General features: G+C 63.2%; 18 protein-coding genes. 4 read left to right on the top strand and 14 right to left on the bottom strand.

The features are described 5' to 3' along the window. Nucleotides 1–9 precede the first annotated feature (9 nt). The 7 genes from BLS27_RS01890 to hisN form a co-directional block, all read right to left on the bottom strand. Nucleotides 10–771 (bottom strand): 1,6-dihydroxycyclohexa-2,4-diene-1-carboxylate dehydrogenase, encoded by a 762-nt coding sequence (locus BLS27_RS01890; protein ID WP_043210794.1) that lies wholly within the window; start codon nt 769–771, stop codon nt 10–12. Between the two features lie 95 nt (nt 772–866). Continuing rightward, entirely contained in the window at nt 867–1,877 is a 1,011-nt protein-coding gene (gene benC, locus BLS27_RS01885; RefSeq protein ID WP_043210792.1) for a benzoate 1,2-dioxygenase electron transfer component BenC, read from the bottom strand. A 73-nt stretch (nt 1,878–1,950) separates the two neighbouring features. Further along, nucleotides 1,951–2,436 carry a benzoate 1,2-dioxygenase small subunit gene (benB, locus tag BLS27_RS01880; RefSeq protein ID WP_043210788.1) on the bottom strand — a complete coding sequence of 162 codons (486 nt, stop codon included), beginning with the start codon at nt 2,434–2,436 and terminating at the stop codon, nt 1,951–1,953. After that, nucleotides 2,433–3,791 carry a benzoate 1,2-dioxygenase large subunit gene (gene benA / locus BLS27_RS01875; protein WP_043210865.1) on the bottom strand — a complete coding sequence of 453 codons (1,359 nt, stop codon included), beginning with the start codon at nt 3,789–3,791 and terminating at the stop codon, nt 2,433–2,435. The genes benB and benA overlap by 4 nt, the downstream gene beginning before the upstream one ends. Before the next feature lie 159 nt (nt 3,792–3,950). Next, complete coding sequence (locus BLS27_RS01870; RefSeq protein ID WP_043210786.1) at nt 3,951–4,907, bottom strand: helix-turn-helix transcriptional regulator; 957 nt, start codon at nt 4,905–4,907, stop codon at nt 3,951–3,953. A gap of 302 nt (nt 4,908–5,209) precedes the next feature. Further along, complete coding sequence (locus BLS27_RS01865) at nt 5,210–5,941, bottom strand: hypothetical protein (protein WP_043210784.1); 732 nt, start codon at nt 5,939–5,941, stop codon at nt 5,210–5,212. A 279-nt stretch (nt 5,942–6,220) separates the two neighbouring features. Beyond that, entirely contained in the window at nt 6,221–7,012 is a 792-nt protein-coding gene (hisN, locus tag BLS27_RS01860; RefSeq protein ID WP_090342712.1) for a histidinol-phosphatase, read from the bottom strand. Between the two features lie 177 nt (nt 7,013–7,189). Here hisN and BLS27_RS01855 point away from each other — a divergent pair, with 177 nt between their 5' ends. Then, nucleotides 7,190–8,080: a universal stress protein gene (locus BLS27_RS01855; RefSeq protein WP_043210780.1), complete on the top strand. Its 891-nt coding sequence runs from the start codon at nt 7,190–7,192 to the stop codon at nt 8,078–8,080. 188 nt (nt 8,081–8,268) lie between these two features. Here the strand turns inward: BLS27_RS01855 and BLS27_RS01850 are convergent, their stop codons facing one another. From BLS27_RS01850 to ptrR, 4 genes are all read right to left on the bottom strand, one after another. Further along, entirely contained in the window at nt 8,269–8,730 is a 462-nt protein-coding gene (locus tag BLS27_RS01850) for an acyloxyacyl hydrolase (RefSeq protein ID WP_371906675.1), read from the bottom strand. Nucleotides 8,731–9,116: 386 nt separating this feature from the next. Continuing rightward, the gene (locus BLS27_RS01845; protein WP_090342710.1) at nt 9,117–9,860 is read right to left on the bottom strand and encodes a phytanoyl-CoA dioxygenase family protein; all 744 of its coding nucleotides are present in this window, start codon (nt 9,858–9,860) and stop codon (nt 9,117–9,119) included. A 165-nt stretch (nt 9,861–10,025) separates the two neighbouring features. Beyond that, nucleotides 10,026–10,469 carry a flagellar hook assembly protein FlgD gene (locus BLS27_RS01840; protein WP_090342707.1) on the bottom strand — a complete coding sequence of 148 codons (444 nt, stop codon included), beginning with the start codon at nt 10,467–10,469 and terminating at the stop codon, nt 10,026–10,028. Nucleotides 10,470–10,553: 84 nt separating this feature from the next. Beyond that, entirely contained in the window at nt 10,554–11,420 is an 867-nt protein-coding gene (gene ptrR, locus BLS27_RS01835) for a putrescine utilization regulator PtrR (protein ID WP_090342704.1), read from the bottom strand. A gap of 106 nt (nt 11,421–11,526) precedes the next feature. On the opposite strand from ptrR, the gene BLS27_RS01830 reads away from it, so the two are divergent. Next, complete coding sequence (locus tag BLS27_RS01830) at nt 11,527–12,912, top strand: aldehyde dehydrogenase family protein (RefSeq protein WP_043210770.1); 1,386 nt, start codon at nt 11,527–11,529, stop codon at nt 12,910–12,912. A gap of 30 nt (nt 12,913–12,942) precedes the next feature. Here the strand turns inward: BLS27_RS01830 and BLS27_RS01825 are convergent, their stop codons facing one another. Genes BLS27_RS01825 through BLS27_RS01815 form a run of 3 tightly spaced genes read right to left on the bottom strand, consistent with a single transcriptional unit; the run spans nt 12,943 to nt 16,376 of the window. After that, nucleotides 12,943–13,764 (bottom strand): helix-turn-helix transcriptional regulator, encoded by an 822-nt coding sequence (locus tag BLS27_RS01825; protein ID WP_090342702.1) that lies wholly within the window; start codon nt 13,762–13,764, stop codon nt 12,943–12,945. Between the two features lie 53 nt (nt 13,765–13,817). Then, complete coding sequence (locus BLS27_RS01820; RefSeq protein WP_090342699.1) at nt 13,818–15,236, bottom strand: aminotransferase; 1,419 nt, start codon at nt 15,234–15,236, stop codon at nt 13,818–13,820. 36 nt (nt 15,237–15,272) lie between these two features. After that, entirely contained in the window at nt 15,273–16,376 is a 1,104-nt protein-coding gene (locus tag BLS27_RS01815; RefSeq protein WP_043210762.1) for a polyamine ABC transporter substrate-binding protein, read from the bottom strand. 201 nt (nt 16,377–16,577) lie between these two features. On the opposite strand from BLS27_RS01815, the gene BLS27_RS01810 reads away from it, so the two are divergent. After that, nucleotides 16,578–18,224, top strand: a complete 1,647-nt coding sequence (locus BLS27_RS01810) for an MFS transporter (protein ID WP_070573788.1) — start codon at nt 16,578–16,580, stop codon at nt 18,222–18,224. After that, on the top strand, nt 18,224–19,351 hold the full coding sequence (locus BLS27_RS01805) for an HlyD family secretion protein (RefSeq protein WP_090342697.1): 1,128 nt from the start codon (nt 18,224–18,226) through the stop codon (nt 19,349–19,351). Before BLS27_RS01810 ends, BLS27_RS01805 begins: the two co-directional genes overlap by 1 nt. Nucleotides 19,352–19,353 lie beyond the last annotated feature (2 nt).

Below are 19,353 nucleotides of genomic sequence, written 5' to 3'. Positions count from 1 at the left end.
CAGGCAATCTCAGCCGAGATCGCCACCACCGACCGGCAACGTGACGCCGGTGATGTAGGAGGCCTCGTCGGAGGCCAGGAACAGGATCGCGCCGACCTGCTCGTCGATGGTTCCGTAGCGCTTCATCAGGCTGCTGGCGACGGTCTGGTCGACGATCTGCTGGTACCAGGCCTTTTCCTGCTCGCTCTGCTCGGTGCTGTTACGCGGGATGCGCCGCGGTGGCGCCTCGGTGCCGCCCGGAGCGGTGGCATTGACGCGCACCCCACGGCCGGCGGTTTCGAACGCCAGGCAGGCGGTCAGCGCGTTGACGCCGCCTTTGGCTGCGCCATAGGGCACGCGGTTGACGCCACGGGTGGCAATGGAGGAAACGTTGACGATGGCGCCGCTGCCGCGCTCGAGCATGTACGGCAGCGCCGCATGACAGCACCACAGGGTCGGGAACAGCGAGCGCCGCACTTCGGCCTCGATCTGCTCGACCGCGTAGTGCTCGAACGGCTTGGCCCAGATGGTCCCGCCGACGTTGTTGATCAGGATGTCGAGACGGCCGAAGGTCGCCACGGCCTCAGCCATCACCTGGGCGCAGTCAGTGTGCTGCTCCAGATCGGCGATGAGGGTCAGCACGCCCTCCCCGGCCAGCTCGTGGACCAGCTCGGAGCGGTCCACCGCAACCACCTGGGCGCCCTCGGCCTTGAGCCGCCAGCACACGCCACGGCCGATGCCTTGGGCGGCGCCGGTGACCAGGGCGACCTTGCCTTGGAATCTGTTGTTCATCTGCACTTCTCCGATGCGCCGCTGCCACAGCGTTCGCGGACGAAATAAAAAGGGGGCCGCCCTCACCCGCACGATGCGGGCAGCCCCGTGAAACCTCAGGCCGCCGCCGCGAACTTCTCGTAGTAGAAGTTCGCCGGCGTGATGCCTTGCTCGCGGATGTACTGGCTGACCGCCTCGACCATCGGTGGCGGCCCGCACAGGTACACGTCCACGTCGCCGTCATTGAGGTGGCGTGGGTCGATGTGCTGGGTCACGTAACCCTTTTGTGGGTACTGGCTGTCGGGGTTGGCCACGCAGGCGCTGAAGGTGAAGTTGGGAATCTGCGCGGCGAAGGCCTGCAGGCGGTCCAGCTCGACCAGGTCGAAGTCGTTGGTGACCCCGTAGATCAGATGCAGCGGGTGCTCGCTGCCCTGCTCGGCGATCTTCTCCAGCATCGCCGTGAACGGTGCCAGGCCGGTGCCACCGGCCAGCAGCAACAGAGGCCGCTGGATCGGGCGCAGGTAGAAGCTGCCCAGAGGGCCGGCCAGGGTCATCTGGTCGCCCGCCTTGGCTAGGCTCGTGAGGAAACTGCTCATCAGGCCACCCGGCACATTGCGGATCAGGAAACTGACCTCGCCGTCCTTTTGCAGCGAACTGAACGAGTAGGCGCGGGTCTGTTCGCTGCCCGGCACCTTGAGGTTGACGTACTGCCCCGGCAGGAACGCCAGACGGTTCAACGCCTCGCCCTTGATCGACAAGGCAATGGTGCTTTCGGACAACTGCCGCACATCGGCGATGGTGGCCTCGAAGCTGGCCTGCTCGGTCTTGCACAGCTGCGAGGACGCCGGAACGCGGATCACGCATTCGCTCAACGCACGCATCTGACAGGTCAGGACATAACCCTGGGCGATCTCGTCCTCGTTCAGGGCGTCTTCGATGAAGTTGTCGCCCAAGTCGTAGCGCCCGGCCTCGGCCTGGCACTTGCAGGTGCCACAGGCACCGTCGCGGCAGTCCAGCGGGATGTTGATGCCTTGGCGGTAGGCGGCATCGGCGACGGTTTCGTGGCCGTCGGCCTGGATGAAACGGGTGACCCCGTCTTCGAAATTCAGTGCGATCTGGAAGCTCATGGCGTACCTCCGGGGCGAGCCTGGCCGCGGCGCGCCTTGCGGCACCCCGAACGGCCCTCGCCGTGACCTGGAATCAGATGTGGTAGATGTCGATGACCTGACGGACGTAGTCGTTCTTCAGGACCACCTTCTTGGCCAGGATCAGCGGCTGCTCGCCGCGCAGATCGAGGGTGTAGAAGCTGGTGCCGAAATAGCTGTCGGTGGTCTTGTAGCGAAAGCTCAAGGTGTGCCAGTTGAAGCGCACCTGGCATTGGCCATCGCCCTGCTCGACGATCTCGATGTTGCTGATGTTGTGCGAGGTGCGGGTGTCGGGCACCGTGGCGCTGGAGCGCTCGGTCTTGATGCGGAACACCCGGTCCTCAAGACCGCCACGGTTGCCGTACCAGATCAGCGAGATTTCACTCTGCGGGTCTTCGGTGAGCGTGTCGTCATCGTCCCAGGAAGGCATCCAGAAAGTCGCATCGGCGGCGTACAGCTCCAGCCATTGGTCCCACTGGGCATCGTCCAGGTAGCGCGCTTCGCGGTAGAGAAAGTCGCGCACGGTCTCGTAAATGCTCATTGCACGGCCTCCACGGGGATCAATCGCTGTTCCTGCTCCAATGCCTTGAGCATGGTGTCCTGCCAATACTTGTGCTGCAGCACGAACAGGCCTTCATCCTCGGTGCGCACGCCCGAGAGCAACGGCTTGAGTTCGATTTCTTTGGCCGCCTCGTCGGCGCCCTCCACCCAATGAGTCGCGCCCCGGGACATGTCGTTCCAGCCGGTGCCCGCGCCGTAGCCGGTCTGGCAGGAGCGGAACTCTTCCAGATCGTCCGGGGTGGCCATGCCACTGACGTTGAAGAAGTCCTCGTACTGGCGGATGCGCTTAGCCCGCGCCTCGGCGCTTTCGCCCTTGGGCGCAATGCAGTAGATGGTGATCTCGGTCTTGTTCACCGAAATCGGCCGGGCGACACGAATCTGCGAGCTGAACTGATCCATCAGGTAAACGTTGGGGTACAGGCACAGGTTGCGCGAGTTCTCGATCATCCAGTCGGCGCGGGCCTGGCCGAAATCGGCGGCCAGCTGCTCGCGGCGCTCGTAGGCCGGACGGTCCTCAGGGTTGGCCCAGCGGGTCCACAGCAGCAGGTGGCCATGGTCGAAGGAGTAGAACCCCCCACCCTGCTTGGCCCAGGCGCCGGCGCTCATGGTCTTGATCTCTTCCCCGGCCTCGCGCTGCTTGCGCTGGTTCTGGGTGGCGGCGTAGTTCCAGTGCACGGAGCTGACGTGGTAGCCGTCGGCACCGTTTTCGGCGGTGAGCTTCCAGTTGCCTTCATAGATGTAGGAGCTCGAGCCGCGCAGCACTTCCAGGCCTTCGGGGGACTGGTCGACGATCATGTCGATGATCTTGGCCGACTCACCCAGGTGCTCACTCAACGGTTTGACGTCCGCGTTGAGGCTGCCGAACAGGAAGCCACGGTAGGACTCGAAGCGGGCGACCTTGGTCAGGTCGTGGGAGCCGTCGCAGTTGAAACTGTCGGGATAGCCGGCGTTGGCCGGATCCTTGACCTTGAGCAGCTTGCCGCTGTTGTTGAAGGTCCAGCCGTGGAACGGGCAAGTGTAGCTTGAGCGGTTGCCGCGCTTGTGACGGCAGAGCATGGCGCCGCGGTGGCTGCAGGCATTGAGGAAGGCATTGAGCTCACCGTCCTTGTTGCGCGCGATGAAGATCGGCTGGCGCCCCATGGTCAGGGTGAGGAAGTCGTTCTTCTCGGGAATCTGGCTTTCGTGAGCCAGGTAGATCCAGTTGCCCTCGAAGATGTGTTTCATCTCCAGGTCGAACAGGCGCGGGTCGGTGAACATCTCCCGCTTGCAGCGGTAGACACCTTTTTCCCGATCGTCCTCGAGCATGGCATTGACGTAGTCGAATCCCAGGGACATGGCCAGGGTCTCCATTGTTATTGTTCAGGCCAGGTCAGGTTAGGGATTGGGCGGCGGGGGCAATATCCGGATCGTGCAGAGTGCTATCCAGTTTGTGCAGGCAGATCGGTGCGGAGGGTGCAGGGCTTGCGCAATCGCGGGCAAGCCCGCGAGCACAGGTCAGTTGCGGCGCTTGAGAGTCTCCGATGGCAGCTCGCCAAAGCGCTGCCGGTAGTGCTCGGAGAACCGACCGAGGTGCAGGAAGCCATAGTCCATCGCCAGTTCGGTGACATTGCGGACCGAACAGCTGGCGTCGCGCAGGCAGGCATGCACCTGCTCGAGCTTGCGCTGGCGGATGTACTGCTTGGGCGTGGTGCCCAGGTGCCGGTCGAACAACGCATACAACGAGCGCAGGCTCATGCAGGCCTGCTCGGCCAGGCCTTCGGCGGTGAGTTCGTGCTTGAGGTTGCGGTCGATGTGCTCGAGGATGCGCTCCAGGCTCGCACCCGCCGCGCCCAAGGGTTCGCGCTGGACATTGGTGCTCATCAGCGTCAGCAGCTTGCTGGCGACGATCTGGCTGTAATGGCCCTGTACCCTGGGCAGCGAATCGCTCACCTCGGCTTCATGGCACACCATCGACAGCAGGTTGACGAAGCCGTCGAGTTCTTCCAGCCGGTAGTGGTTGCGCAAGAAACGCACCCCGCCGCTGGGCCGCTGCCAGCGTTGCTCCTCGCAGATCGAATCGAGCAGATGGGTGGGCACCTTGAGGATGAACTTCTCGCAGTCCTCCGAGTAGGTCAGGTCCACCGGTTCGTCCGGGTTGATCAGCAGCAGTTCGCCCGGCACCAGGTAATGCTCGCGCTGGTGCCCTCGCCACAGGCAATTGCCGTTGAGCAGGATCTGCAGGTGATAAATGGTCTCCAGCGCCGGCGATGTGACCCTGACGCTGCCGCCGTAGCTGATGCGGCACAGGTCGAGCTCGGCCATCTTGCGGTGGCTGAGGCTCGATTGGGGATGGGTGGTGCGGGACAGGCCGATGCAGTGCTGGCCCACGTGCCGGTTGACGTAGTCGGACACGACATAAGGATCGGCGCGATGAAACACGCTGCTGCGCTCGCTCAACAGGCGGCTTTCCATAGGCAAGGCACTCGGCTTCGTTATTGTTCTGGTCGCCGCGTCCTACGGGCACTGGGGCCAGTGGTTGCGGTCATTCACGGTCAGTCTATCGAGCCGGTGGAGGGAACATGGAGGCAGGCGACCACCGGCGTGGTGCTCGCCACACACTAAGCAAAAAGCGGGACCTTGGGCAATGCGACTTAAGCAAACGACGTGCGGATAGCGAACGTCCCGCAAGCGAGACGTGTTCGTTTATCGCACAGCGCTACGCGGGTAAACCCGCCCCCGAAAGGTTGCCAGACCTTGTCGACTTCAGAGGCCGGCTACTGCACCGGCAGGAAGTTCAGCAACAGCAAGCTTTGCGCATAGTTCAGACCGATCCGCCGGTAGCGTTCGTCAAGCATCTGGGCCAACAGGTCCAACCGCGCGACGATCTTGCCGAACTCCACGGCAAAGCTCAGGTTGCTGCCCTCTTCGGAGATTTCATTGGAAAACAGCAACAATACGCCATTGGCGTCCTGGCGCTGGCTCAGCATCCAGGTGGCCTTCTCGATGTTGCGGGCGGCGTTGTTGACGAACAGCGGGTCGATGGTGTCGGTCATGTAGAACTCGGTGCGCCCGCCATGAGCGGTGATCAGCATGCTGCCGATGGCATAGATGAAGGCGCCGACCCGGTCGCCGCGAAATTCCGGGCTCAAGGCGTAGCTCAAGGCCGCCAGGTCGCGCCGATTGCCAAGCTGTGCCAAGGGTTGGCGCTGCTCGATGGCCAGGCGGATCTGGCGCTCGGCGGTAGCGGCGTCGAGGTAGCCCGATTGCTTCCACTGGTTGGGATTGCGCTGGTAGAGCTTGTTCATCAGCAAGTACAGGCTCTGCAGGTTGTCACGCATGGCAATCGTCGCCATGCGGTCGACACTGGTCTGGAACAGCTCGCTGGGCTTGCCGTCACCGAGCTGGGTGAGGACATCGCGCCCCTGCTCCTGGGTGCAGGCGCACAGGGCCGTCAGGGCGCCAGCCAGGAGCAGGCGGGATAAAAGTCTGGGCAGTGAAACAACCATCGGCACCGGGGTCTGGGATCAACGGCTGGGTCGGGCATCGGCTCAGCCTGGCCATCGATAGAGCGTGCAAATGGAGAAAAGTGCGGCGGGTAAGCGAAACGCTTGTAGTGCTGGGACGCTTCACAGGCCAAACAGCAGACTCAAAGACAGCGCTGCGCCGTGGCAGCACCTGTCTTGTGTTGCTTGCAATGGCCTGTTCGCGGGTAATCCCGCTCTACAGGGACTGCCGCGTTGTTGAAAGCGCCGCAGCACCCCGTGGAGGGTTCACCCGCGAAGCGATCACATGGCGTGACGCAGCATCTCGATAACCTGGGCATGCAACGCCGGATCGCCACAAGCCACCACGCAACCGCCATCCTGCGCCGAGGTGCCATCCCAGGCAGTGATCACACCGCCTGCGCCCTCGATGATCGGCATCAGCGCCTGCACGTCATACGGCTGCAGGCTGGCTTCGACGATGACATCGACAAAGCCCGACGCCAGCATGCAGTAGGCGTAGCAGTCACCGCCATAACGCATCAGCCGCGCCTTGCCGGCAACCGCCTCGAAGGCCGCCTTGCGCGCGGGCGTGTCGAACATGTCCGGAGTGGTACACATCAAGGTCGCCGATGCCAGGTCGACGCAAGCGCGGGTCTTGAGCGGCGTGCCGCTGCGCCAGGCGCCCTCCGGGGTGCCGACGAAGCGCTCGCCGGTGAACGGCTGGTTCATCACCCCGACCACCGGACGTTCGCCGTCGTTCAGGGCGATCAGCGTGCCCCACAGCGGCAGGCCGGTGATGAATGCGCGAGTGCCGTCGATCGGGTCGAGCACCCAGGTCAATGGGCTGCTGCCCTTGGCCACACCTTGCTCTTCACCGAGGATGCCATGGGCCGGATAACGCGCCTGGATCAGCTCACGCATGGCCTCTTCGGCGGCCTTGTCGGCCACGGTGACCGGGTCGTACAGGCGTCCGCCCTTGTCCTCGACGTCCAGGCTTGCACGGAAATACGGCTTTATCGCCGCAGCGGCGGCATCGGCCAACTGCTCGGCGAAGGCGCGGAATTCGCCAATCTGTTCAACGCTCAGGGACATGGATCGGGCCTCGATGTAGGAGAAAAGGCTCGCATCATACCCCAGTCGCCGGGCACCGGAGGCATCGACACAAGGCCTACCAGCCACCAAGGTCTAGACTGAGAAAGGAACTTGGGCGCCGCTTGGCGCGTAAACCGGCACGGGCGGTTTGGGGGCCGCCACACGTGGAGGTATGAGATGAGCCAGTTCAAGCGATTGTTCGTGATGCTCGGCCCGCAGATGCGCCACACACCCGCCCTACAGAGGGCCGCGGCGCTGGCCGAATCCAGCGGCGCACTGCTGGATATCAACGTGTTCGTTGACGATGTCGACACCTTTGGCTTGATGAGCGATACCCGCGAGCGTGAGCGGCTGCTCGAGCACAACCGCCAGTGGCTGGCCGACGAAGTCGAACAGCTGCGCAACGCCGGGCTGGATGTGTCCACCGAGCTGCTACTGACTCGCGACCCGCTGGGCAGTGTGCTGGAACAAGTGGAGCGCCTGGGATGCGATCTTTTGATCAAGGACGTTCAGCACGAACCGGTGCTCAAGCGCCTGCTGGTGACGCCGTTGGACTGGCAACTGCTCAAGGACAGCCCTGTCGCCGTGCACCTGGTCAGCGACATCCGTCTGCCCCTGCCCCGGCAGATCGCCGCCGCGGTCGATCTGAACTGCCATGGCGCAGGCGAGCATCTGGATGAACAGGTCATCCGCTGCGCCCATGCCCTGGCCCTGCAGTGCAACGCCGAACTGCACCTGCTGCATGTGTGCGACGCGGCCAAGACCCACATCGCCGACTTCGGCGCCGGCACGGTGACCATGCCAGGCTTTGACGGTAGCGTGCGCACGGCCCAACGCGCCGCTTTCAACCGTCTGGGCGATCACCATCAGATCGATCTTGAGCGTCGACACTTTCTGGAGGGGCCGGCCACGCGCGCGATTGCCCAGTTCGTCAGCCATAGCCGAATCGACGTGATCGTCATGGGCAGCCATCGTCACGATGCGATGCAGACCTTCCTCGGCGGCACCACCGCCCATGTGGTGGAGCATCCGTTGTGCAATGTGCTGGCGATCAAGGCGGTGCGCTGACATGCAGAGACGTCGCAGGCGTGCAGAAGCCGTTGTCTCGCGAGCCTGCGCTGGCCAATTCGCGGGTAAACCCACCCCCACAGGATTGGCGGTGATCCCTGCAGGAGCGGGTTTACCCGCGAACACCGGCGCAGCCGGTGCCAGGCAAAGCCTAGCGCTCCGACAGCCGCACTCTCACTCAACGGGTATCAGAAGCCCTTGCTGTAGTACAGCGAGTAGGACTCGATGCCGTCGTTCGGCTGCTTGAGACCGGCGTTGGAATAGTGCATTGCGCGTACACCGATCTTCTGTTCGGCCGGCAACTTCAGGCCAAAGCCGATGCGGTCTTCGAAGTTGACCGAAGAGCCCAGGCGCTGATCGCCCACATCGGTCTTGGAAAATGCCGCAAGACCTATACCGGCTTCGATGAAGGGGGTGTAGGTAAAGCCGCTGAACTCATAGACGAACACCGGGCTGAACGACAGCGAGTGTGCGCCGCTGGCCTCGCCGCCTTCCCAATAGGTGTAGGCCGCATCCCAGTAACCGGTCAGGTGGCCAGTGTTGCTTTCGAACCACTTCTTGTCCCAGTCGAAGGAAAGGCCGATACGGTAGGTCATATCGCCTTGGCCGGTGGCGCCAACGGCACCAGACACTTGTGCGGCCTGGGCCATGTTGGCGCCGGCGAAAGCCAGGACGGCGGCAGCCAGCGAAGCGGCGAGACGGGTTTTCATCTATGAATCTCCTGATGGTCTTCACGGACAAGCCAGCGCAATGCCTGCCAGCTTGATTCCAGATTGGGGGCTTATGCCCCTCCTTCTTAGTGCCCTGAACCGGGTGCATCCAACCAAGTTACAAGACGCAATACTTTTTGGATTATCGGCCAACCCAACAAAAAGTTGAAAGGCTATTTGCCGCTTGTTGATAAAACACTCTGTTGCATATTTGTAAACAATTGAGCATGTCGCACGGAATCTAATATCCCAGCGTCCGAAGGTCGCTCAGAAATACTTTAAACATGCTGACGACTTTCCCTCTCGCTAATGCTGTCGCCCCCCGCTCAGTCATACACCGACTCCTCGTGTTCCCCCAATAAGCGCCTCTGCCTGGGCGTCGCTTCTTCCAGCACTTCAGAGTTGAAGTGCCAGGCCAAGTAGGGAGAGAACTTCTGCGCAACCATGCGCCGGCCGTAGTGCACTTGCAGCATGTCGCGCATTGCGGCGCTATGGTTGGCACCCCCGCCATGCCACAGGTCACTGCGAAACACCAACGCGTCGCCGGCGTGACACAGCACATCCCTGGCACCTTGCCCCTGCCAGCTGTCCTCGCCCTCCTGGGGCGAGCGACCGGCGAAATGGCTGCCCGGTACGACCCGGGTCGGGCCAACGGACTCATCGATATCGCACAAGTACAACTGGGCGGTGAGAATCTGGACTGGCTGGCTGTAGTCCTTCCGAGCGCGGATCCAGTCCGGCAACTCGATGGGCAGGTAATCCAGGTGCAGCTCCATGCCGGGGTAACCGGGATGACTGCGCCAGGCGGTCTGGCCAATCACATGACAATCCTGTCCCAGGACGGCCTCGGCCAGATCGATCAAGGGCGGAAGATCCAGAAACGACAACCACAGCGGATTGCGGTTGAACACACATTTGTAGTGTTCCAACAGGCCTTGGTAGTCCCAGTGAAGTGGCTGCAGGTCGTCGATGGCACAGCGCAGCAAGGCAATGCGCAATGGCTCCAGGACGCCCGGAATCAGCACGTAGCCGTATTCATCCAGCGATTTCAACTGAGTTTCCAGGTTCATGGCCATGCTCCGGCAGGCGCTCTGCTGAAATATCAGAAGGACGCGGAATCAAGATCGTTCAAAAAAATATAGGCCCGATCGGTACCTCCTGCAGGAAGCCACGATCAGGCCTGTGGTCTGGATCCGACAGGAGTACAGATGTACTCCTTGATATTCAGGGACGTTTTACCGCCAGTGCAAATTCACATTGGCGGGGGATTTGCCGCTCACGCTCACCTGCTGCTGCACGGTTTGGCCGTCGGCATTGCCGGTGACCCGGTATTGCCCTGGCGGCAGTTGCACGAACAACAGCGGGCCGACGTCCTGCAACGCCAGGACCTGCTGGCCTTGGGCGTTCTGTATATCCACCGTTGCGCCGCTCTGGAACTTGCCCTCCGGGCCCACAGACAAGGTGACATGCAGGTCATAGCCAGGGGTGCGACGCAAGGCATTGGCTTCATCCTGGCCGATCCCGCCTTGCAGGTAGCGCACGCCGTTTTGCTCTTGCGGTTGCAGTTGCACCGCTTGCGGATCGATTGGCGCATTCAGGTCGGCAGCGGCCGCAAGGGTCCAAGGCAAGGCCATGGCCACCAGCAAGGCGGCGCATAGCCCGTAATGATGTTTGCGCATGGTGCATTCCTCCCTGCGAGGGATGGTCTACACAATGTTCGACGCCTTAGGGCCAGGGGTGTTCGAGCAGAGGACAGCCGTCGGTCAGGCCGCGCGCCGCTCCTCCAGCAGCTTGACGAACATGCTCAGGCTGCGCGAGACCGTTCCTCGGCGCCACACCAGCCAAGTCTTGAGGTAGCGAAAATCCTCGGACAACGGCCAGACGCTCACCGTGCTGCATCCCGGCATGCTGTCGAGCATGCTGCGCGGCATCAGGGCCAGGCCGGCCCCGGCGCTGACGCAGGCCAGCATGCCATGGTAGGACTCCATCTCATGGATCTTGCCCGGCACCGCCTGGTCCTGGACGAACCAATTCTCGAAGTGATGCCGATAGGAGCAATTGGCCCGGAAGGCATAGATGCTCTCGCCGTTCACATCCCGGGCCCGGCCCACCGGGGCATGGTTGAGCGGCGCGATGATGACCATTTCCTCATCGAACACCGGCATGCCTTCCAAGGTCGGGTGCAGCACCGGGCCGTCGACGAACGCCGCCACCAGGCGCCCGGACAGCACACCTTCGAGCATGGTGCCCGACGGGCCGGTTGACAGGTCCAGATCGACCTTGGGAAAGCGTTGGTTATAGGCCGCCAGCAGCCCTGGAATGCGCACCGCCGCGGTGCTCTCCAGCGACCCGAGGGCAAAGGTGCCCTGAGGGTCCTCGCCAGCTACGGTCAGGCGCGCCTCATGTACCAGGTCGAGGATGCGCCGCGTGTATTCGAGAAAGTTCCAGCCCGCCGGCGACAGCCGCAACCGGCTTTTCTCACGGATGAACAGCTCCACGCCCAGGTCCTCCTCCAGCTGCTTGATGCGCGTGGTCAGGTTCGAGGGGACGCGATGGATCTGCTGCGCCGCAGCGCTGATGCTGCCGTGCTCGGCCACGGCCTTGAAGATTTCCAGTTGCACCAGGTCCACGGTCTTTCTCCATTCGTGAATGTTTCGCTCATTATTATTCAGTTTTCATTAAAACCACACACCACTAGTCTGGGCGCCAGTCGGATACAACAACGAGGAGCCCGCCATGAGCGAGATCAGCAGCCTGACCCATGCCATTTCCGTCGACCCGCATAGCGGTGAGCGGATCGGCCATTACCCCTTCGACACCGACGCCGCACTGGAAGCGGCGCTGCAACGCGCCAAGAAAGGCTTTGGCCAGTGGCGCCAGGTGTCGCTGGGTCAGCGCAGCGAGTACCTGCTCGCCTTGGCAGATGCCCTGCAAGCCAATCATGAAGCCTTCGCTCACATGATCACCCGCGAGATCGGTAAGCCGATCACCCAAGCCCGCGGCGAAGTCACCAAGTGCATCGGCCTGTGCCAGTGGTACGCCGAACACGGTCCGGCCATGCTCGCGCCAGAACCCACCCAGATCGAAAAAGCCCGCATCGAATACCGTCCGATGGGCCCAATTCTGGCGGTGATGCCGTGGAACTTCCCGATCTGGCAGGTCCTGCGCGGCGCGGTGCCTGCGTTGCTGGCCGGCAATACCTATGTCCTCAAGCACGCGCCGAACGTGATGGGCAGTGCCTACCTGCTGCTCGACGCCTTCAAGCAGGCCGGGCTACCCGAGGGCGTGTTCGAAGTGGTCAACGTGACCCCAGAAGGCGTCACCCGAGCCATCAATGACCCGCGCATCGCCGCCGTCACCCTCACCGGCAGCGTACGTGCCGGTATGGCCATCGGTGCCCAGGCAGGTGCGGCGCTGAAAAAATGCGTGCTGGAACTGGGCGGATCGGACCCGTTCATCGTCCTGGCCGACGCCGACCTGGATGCGGCGGTCAAGGCGGCCGTGATCGGCCGTTACCAGAACACAGGCCAGGTCTGCGCTGCCGCCAAGCGTATGATCGTCGAACAAGGCGTCGTCGAGGCATTCACCCGCAAGTTCGTCGAGGCCACCCGGCAGCTGAAGATCGGCAACCCACAGGACGACGACACCTACATCGGCCCCATGGCCCGCTTCGACTTGCGCGACGAACTCGACGGCCAAGTCCAGGCGACCCTGGCCGAAGGCGCCACTTTGCTGCTCGGCGGCAACAAGATCGAAGGCGTGGGCAACTACTATGCACCCACTGTGTTCGGCGACGTTACCCCCGAGATGACCGCCTTCAAGCAGGAGCTGTTCGGCCCTGTCGCGGCGATCATCACCGCCAAGGATGCCGAGCATGCGGTAGAACTGGCCAACGACAGCGAGTTCGGCCTGGCCTCGACCATCTACACCGCCGACCTCGCCTTGGCCGAGCGCATGACGGCCGCCCTGGACACCGGCGGCGTGTTCATCAACGGCTACTGCGCCTCCGACCCCCGTGTAGCCTTTGGCGGTGTGAAGAAGAGCGGTTTCGGCCGCGAACTGTCGCACTTCGGCGTGCGCGAGTTCTGCAACGTGCAGACGGTGTGGCTGGATCGCAACTGATCCTCTGCCGTTCCCTTGGGTTGCGCCGGTTCAGCCCCGGCGCAACCAGTCGATGAAGCGGGCGAACAGCTCCGATTGGGAGTTGATCTCGAGTTTGAGGTAAAGGTTCTTGCGGTGCATGCGGACCGTTTCCGGCGAGATGCCCAACTCGATGGCCGTGGATTTCACCGAGTGCCCACGCAGGATCATGTGCGCCACCTCGCGCTCCCGGTCGGTGAGAACCTGGCAGCCAAAGCTGTCGAACGCTGCCTGCAAACCGCCCGGCTCGGCGGCGTGCGGGGCTTCCAGCAGATGCGCGCGGGCATAGCGCCCCAGCAGCTCACGCACCATCGGCTCCACCGCCCGCAGCACGTCCAGCTGCGCAGCGCTCAGGCGTGTGCCGCTGCAGCCTTGGAACAGGCTCAGCGAGACTTTGCGGTCCTCGGCGATATCGGCGATGAAGTAACTGTCTTCGCTGCAGCCGGTACCTAGGTAGTAGGCCTTGTAGTAGTCGCTGTCGAAGAAGTTGTCCGGCGCGATGTCTTGCAGGTGATAGAAACCTTCAGCCAGCCCGTTCTCCACCGCCAGGCAGAACGGGTCGAGCAGGTAGCCTGCGGCAAAATAGCGATTGAGCACCGCATCGCGATGGCATTCGGGAATACCCTGCTGGTACAGCAAGCGCGGCGCCCGCCCCCGGCATTCCAGGCTGATCATCATCGACTCCACGCAAACCAGTTGGCCGATAGCGGCGGCCAGGTGGGCCAGGGCATCGGGCGTGTCGCTGTGGGCGAAAGCGTGCTGCAAGGCTGCATGCCACTGCTGCAGGGCGCCGAAGGTCAGGGTGATGGGCGTGTCGGGGGTAGGCTGGGTCATGCCCGGCAGTCTAGCCTGCCGGACATGCTCGCGCACAGCCTGTCTCAGGTGGGTCATTGGCCGTGATACAGCCCTTCGCTGTGCAGCTCCTGGGCGGTGTCGAGTATGCATTGGCGCAGGATCTCGACGATCTCGTCGACCTGGGCATGGGTGATCACCAGCGGTGGCGACATCACGTTCAGGTGCATGATCGGCCGCACCAGCAGCCCCTTGGCCTGGGCTTTGCGGTGGATGCGCTCGCCAATGTTCACCGCGTCGTCGAACAGCGCCTTGCTGGCTTTGTCGGCCACGAACTCGACACAGGCCATCAGTTTCAGGCAGCGTACATCCCCCACCAACGGCAGGTCGCGCAGGCTAGCCAAGCGCTGCTCCAGGTAGCCACCCACGTCATTGACGTGGTCCAGCAGACGCTCGCGCTCGATGATCTCGATGTTCTTCAACGCTGCGGTACAGCACACCGGGTGGCCGCTGTAGGTGAAGCCGTGGGTGAAGCAGCGGCCTTTGCCTGGCTCGGCGATCACCTGCCAGATCCGCTCGGAGAAGATGCATGCCCCCAGCGGCAGGTAGGCCGAGGTCAGGCCCTTGGCGGTGGTGATGATGTCCGGTTGCACGCCGAACAGCTCCTCGCTGGCGAAGAAGGTGCCCAGGCGCCCGAAGGAGGTCACCACTTCGTCGGCGACGAACAGGATGTCGTAGGTCTGGCACAGTTGCCACATGCGCAGGAAGTAGCCTTCGGGCGGGATGATCACCCCACCTGAGCCCATGATCGGCTCGGCGAAAAAGGCCGCGACGTTGTCCGGGCCCAGCGAGAGGATCTTGTCCTCGAACTCGGCCACCAGGAAGTCGAGAAACTCGGCCTGGTCCATGTCATCCGGGGCGCGGTAAGGGTTGGGGTTGGAGACATGGTGAATCAGCGGGTGTGCGTAATCGAACTCTGGCACCCGGTCGGCGGCCTTGTTGCCGATCGACATGGTCAGGGTGGTGGAGCCGTGGTAGGCGTTGTAGCGGGCGATGATGTGCTTCTTGTTCGGCTTGCCACGGCAGTTCTGGTAGTACTGGATCAGCCGGTAGGCGGTGTCGACCGCGGTCGAGCCGCCGGTGGTGAGAAACACATGGTTCAGGTCGCCGGGTGCCAGCTGGGCAAGCTTCTGGCTCAGCGCGATGGCCACGTCGTTGGCCATGTCGGAGAACGGGTTGGAATAGGCCAGCTTGCGCACCTGGTCGGCGATGGCCAGGGCCATTTCCTCACGGCCCAGGCCGATGTTGGTGCACCACATGCCGCCCACGGCATCGAGGAAGCGGTTGCCCTCGGTGTCGCGGATATAGGCGCCCTCCCCGGCCACGATGTTCAACGCGCCTTGCTCACGGTGCTCGTCGAACATGTGATAGCCGTGCATGTAGTGGGCCTTGTCGGCCTCAACCAATGCGTCCTGGGCAGGTGTCGAAGCGAATGCTTTGCTGGGCATGGCCATAGGGCAGCTCCTTGGCAGAATACGAAGAAAAAGAACTCAGTAGCCGGTCTTGACCGTGCTCCACACCCGGGTGATGGCCCGCATGTCCCGAGGGGCTTGGGTCTTCTGGGCGAACAGACGCCCACGGGTGGCGTCGTCGGGGTAGATGGCCGGGTTGTCGCGGATGTCCGCCTGCACCAAGGCCGTGGCGGCGCCATTGCTGTTGGCGTAGTGAATGTAATTGGTCACCTTGGCCATGGTCTGCGGCTGCAGCAGGAACTCGATGAAACGGTGCGCATTGGCCACGTGGGGCGCGTCCTTGGGCAGGTAGAGGTTGTCGAACCAGATCAGCGAGCCTTCCTTGGGAATGAAGAAATCCAAGGTGATGTTCTTTTTCGCCTCCTCGGCACGGGCCTGAGCGGTGGCGTAGTCACCGGACCAGGTCAGGGCCATGCAGACATCCCCGTTGGGCAAACTGGTGAGGTAGTTCACCGAATCGAACTTCTTGATGTAGGGGCGGATGCCCATCAGCAGCGTCTCGGCGGCCTTCAGGTCAGCGGGTGCGGCGCTGTGCGGGTCCTTGCCCAGGTATTGCAGGGCCAGCGGTATGACTTCGCTGGGCGCGTCCATCAAGGTGACACCGCAATCGGCGAAGCGCGAGACGATCTTGGGATCGAACAGCATGGCCAGCGAGCCGATCGGCGCGTCGGGCATGCGTGCCTTGATCTTCTCGACGTTATAGGTCACCCCAGAGCTGCCCCAGGTGTAAGGCGCCGAGTACTTCAAGCCTGGGTCGTAGCCTTGCAGCTCATCGACCACCTTGGCGTCGAGGTTGTGCCAACTGGGCAATTGACGCTTGTCCAGAGGCTGGAACACCCCCGCCTGGATCAAGGGCGGCACCAGGGAGGCATTGAGCATGACCAAATCGTAGCCAGAGCGGCCGGTGAGCAACTTGGTCTGCACGGTCTCATAGCCATCGAAAGTGTCGTAGATCACCTTGATGCCTGTGGCCTTCTCGAAATCGGCCAGGGTGGTTTCGCCGATATAGTCGGTCCAGTTGTACAACCGCAGCGTCTTGCTGGTGTCCTCTTGCGCCGCTTGCGTGGCGGTAGCGGCGCACGTCAGCAACAGACTGCCAATCACCTTCAGTGCCTTGCCCATAGCAACTCCATCGTGTGACTGCTCGGGATGAGCCGGTGGACCTACTATCGCGACAATCGGCGAAGGGGAACATACCCCGAATGTGTGGGTCACCTGGATCCTGGGGGCGCTGCGCGGCCCATCGCAGGCGTGGCACCGGTATTTTCATTCCCACCGCGAGTCGCGTAGAGTTTTTCCAAGCGACCAAGGGCTGCATCACTCATGGACAAATACACGCCGCGCCAGTGGCTCCCCCACGAAAAGCCCAGCCTGCCAGGTTCACCCTCCACCCCCCTGCACGCACCCGGCAAACGCCTGGCCTATGGCGCGGTCGGTCTTTTGGTGGCGATCACCGGTGGCTTGGGCAATGCCCTGGTCACGGCCAATCTGTCCTTCCTACAAGGTGCCCTGGGCGCGACCAGCGCCGAGATGGCCTGGCTGCCCGCCGCGTTCGTGATGACCAACGTCTCGATGAACCTGCTGCTGGTGAAGTTTCGTCAGCAGTTCGGCCTGCGTGCCTTCACCGAAGTGTTCCTGGTGCTCTACGCCCTGGTCACCTTCGCCCATTTGTTCGTCAACGACCTGAACTCGGCCATCGCGGTGCGCGCCGCCCATGGCATGGTCGGTGCGGCCCTGAGCTCGTTGGGTCTTTACTACATGATCCAGGCCTTCCCCGCCCAATGGCGACTCAAGGCCATGGTGTTGGGCCTTGGCGCCTCGCAACTGGCGGTGCCCCTGGCCCGGGTGTTTTCCGAAGACCTGTTGCAAATCGCCGAGTGGCGGGGCCTCTACATGTTCGAACTCGGCCTGGCGCTGGCCGCGCTGGGTTGCGTGCTGCAGCTCAAATTGCCACCGGGCGATCGCTTCAAGACCTTCGAACCTTTGGATTTTCTGACCTTCTCGCTGATGGCCAGCGGCACCGCCCTGCTCTGCGCCGTGCTTTCGCTCGGGCGCATCGACTGGTGGCTTGAGGCGCCCTGGATCGGCGTGGCCCTGGCGTCTTCCATCGCCCTGGTGTGCTCGGGCCTTGCCATCGAGCACAACCGCACCAACCCGTTGTTGATGACGCGCTGGCTGGGCAGTGGCGCGGTGGTGCGACTGGCCTTGTGCGTGGTGCTGATCCGCATGGTCACGTCCGAGCAATCCACCGGCGCGGTGGGCTTTCTGCAGGCCCTGAACATGAGCAGCGAGCAGATGCGCAGCCTGTACTGGATCATGCTGCTGGGCGCAGCCACGGGCCTTGCCACCAGCGCCCTGACCATCAACCCAGCGCACCTGGTCACACCGCTGTTCATCTCGCTGGCGGCGATGGCCACCGGGGCCTTCATGGATTCGAGTTCCAGCAACCTGACCCGGCCCGAGCAGATGTACCTGAGCCAGTTCCTGCTGGCCTTCGGCAGCACGTTCTTCCTCGGCCCATCCATGGCCCTGGGCATCAGTCACGTACGGGCCAACCCGCGCAACCTGGTGAGCTTCTCGGTGATGTTCGGGATCTGCAACAACCTCGGCGGGCTGATCGGTGCAGCGTTGCTCGGCACCTTCCAGACCGCGCGGGAGAAATTCCATTCCAGCAACCTGGTCGAACGCCTGAGTGCGCTCGAACCGCTGGTCAATGCCAGGGTCCAGGGCGGCGGTGCCGGTTACGCCGGCCTGATCGCCGACCCCGCCTTACGCACCGAAGTCGGCACGCGTCTGTTGGCCAGTGCGGCGACCCGCGAGGCCAATATCCTGGCCTACAACGATGTATTCATGCTCATCGGCGCCATTGCCGTGGCGACGATGATCTGGATTCTGATTCGCAGCTACTGGCTGCGCCGCGCGGCGCAGCCGATAGCCTCCCCCGACACCTCCAGTGGCGCTTCGACCTGATGACCCAACCCACCCAGTCCACGACCACCACCGCCATCGCCGAAACCCCGGAGGGCACCGCCCCGCCCAGCGGGCCGGGCGATCAGACCCGCACGCGCCGTGTGCGCCTGCTTTCCTCACTCAGCTTCGCCTGCGTGGCGCTGGCCGGCATCCTGCTGGTGCTCTATGCCTGGCGCCTGCCGCCGTTCAGCAGCGCCATCGAAAGCACCGAGAACGCCCTGGTCCGTGGCCAGGTGACGATCATCGGCCCACAACTGCCCGGCTATATCGTCGAGGTGCCGGTGCACGACTTCCAGTTCGTCAAACGCGGCGATTTGCTGGTGCGCCTGGATGATCGCATCTACACCCAGCGTCTGGCTCAAGCCATCGCTCAACTGCAACAGCAACAGGCGGCGCTGGCCAACAACCTGCAACAGCGCAAGAGCGCAGAGGCGGCCATCATCCAGCGCGAGGCCGCCATCCTCGATGCCACCGCCCAGGCCGACAAGGCCCAGGCGGACCTGCGCCGCAACCAGGCACTGGTCAGCGATGGCTCGGTGTCTCGCCGGGAACTGGACCTGAGCCGTGCCACCCACGCTGGCGCAGTCGCCAACCTGGAACAGGCCAAGGCGGCACTGGAAATCGCCCGGCAGGATAAAGAAACCGTGGTCGTCAACCGCGCAGCCCTGGAAGCGGCCGTGGCAAACGCCAAGGCCTCGGTGGAGCTGGCCCGCATCGACCTGGACAATACCCGCGTGGCCGCGCCGCGCGACGGTCAGCTGGGGCAGATCGGTACGCGCCTGGGCGCCTATGTCAACTCAGGGGCACAGTTGATGGCGCTGGTGCCCGACACGTTGTGGGTCATCGCCAACATGAAGGAAACCCAGATGGCCCACGTGCGCATCGGTCAACCGGCCACCTTCACCGTCGATGCGCTCGACCACCTTGAGCTGCGGGGGCAAGTGCAACAGATCTCGCCGGCCACAGGCTCCGAGTTCGCCCTGTTGCAGGCCGACAACGCCACCGGCAACTTCGTGAAGATTGCCCAGCGCATTCCAGTGCGCATCACCGTCGATCCCGACCAGCCGGATGCCAAGCGGCTGCGGCCAGGGATGTCAGTGGTGGTGAGCATCGATACCCGCCAGTGATG

The sequence above is a fragment of the Pseudomonas guariconensis genome (assembly GCF_900102675.1).
Taxonomy (GTDB): domain Bacteria; phylum Pseudomonadota; class Gammaproteobacteria; order Pseudomonadales; family Pseudomonadaceae; genus Aquipseudomonas; species Aquipseudomonas guariconensis.
The sequence above is the reverse complement of the archived record's forward strand: the minus strand, read 5'-3'. Positions and strand labels throughout refer to the sequence as shown.

Bases quoted from the DNA above. Each gene is read 5' to 3' on its own strand.
- BLS27_RS01815 (WP_043210762.1), bottom strand. From the start codon at position 16,376: ATGGGCAAGGCACTGAAGGTGATTGGCAGTCTGTTGCTGACGTGCGCC.
- BLS27_RS01850 (WP_371906675.1), bottom strand. From the start codon at position 8,730: ATGGCCCAGGCCGCACAAGTGTCTGGTGCCGTTGGCGCCACCGGCCAA.
- BLS27_RS01810 (WP_070573788.1), top strand. From the start codon at position 16,578: ATGGACAAATACACGCCGCGCCAGTGGCTCCCCCACGAAAAGCCCAGC.
- hisN (WP_090342712.1), bottom strand. From the start codon at position 7,012: ATGTCCCTGAGCGTTGAACAGATTGGCGAATTCCGCGCCTTCGCCGAG.
- BLS27_RS01805 (WP_090342697.1), top strand. From the start codon at position 18,224: ATGACCCAACCCACCCAGTCCACGACCACCACCGCCATCGCCGAAACC.
- BLS27_RS01820 (WP_090342699.1), bottom strand. From the start codon at position 15,236: ATGGCCATGCCCAGCAAAGCATTCGCTTCGACACCTGCCCAGGACGCA.
- BLS27_RS01890 (WP_043210794.1), bottom strand. From the start codon at position 771: ATGAACAACAGATTCCAAGGCAAGGTCGCCCTGGTCACCGGCGCCGCC.
- BLS27_RS01855 (WP_043210780.1), top strand. From the start codon at position 7,190: ATGAGCCAGTTCAAGCGATTGTTCGTGATGCTCGGCCCGCAGATGCGC.
- benC (WP_043210792.1), bottom strand. From the start codon at position 1,877: ATGAGCTTCCAGATCGCACTGAATTTCGAAGACGGGGTCACCCGTTTC.
- benA (WP_043210865.1), bottom strand. From the start codon at position 3,791: ATGTCCCTGGGATTCGACTACGTCAATGCCATGCTCGAGGACGATCGG.
- benB (WP_043210788.1), bottom strand. From the start codon at position 2,436: ATGAGCATTTACGAGACCGTGCGCGACTTTCTCTACCGCGAAGCGCGC.
- BLS27_RS01825 (WP_090342702.1), bottom strand. From the start codon at position 13,764: ATGACCCAGCCTACCCCCGACACGCCCATCACCCTGACCTTCGGCGCC.
- BLS27_RS01865 (WP_043210784.1), bottom strand. From the start codon at position 5,941: ATGGTTGTTTCACTGCCCAGACTTTTATCCCGCCTGCTCCTGGCTGGC.
- BLS27_RS01845 (WP_090342710.1), bottom strand. From the start codon at position 9,860: ATGAACCTGGAAACTCAGTTGAAATCGCTGGATGAATACGGCTACGTG.
- BLS27_RS01830 (WP_043210770.1), top strand. From the start codon at position 11,527: ATGAGCGAGATCAGCAGCCTGACCCATGCCATTTCCGTCGACCCGCAT.
- BLS27_RS01870 (WP_043210786.1), bottom strand. From the start codon at position 4,907: ATGGAAAGCCGCCTGTTGAGCGAGCGCAGCAGCGTGTTTCATCGCGCC.
- BLS27_RS01840 (WP_090342707.1), bottom strand. From the start codon at position 10,469: ATGCGCAAACATCATTACGGGCTATGCGCCGCCTTGCTGGTGGCCATG.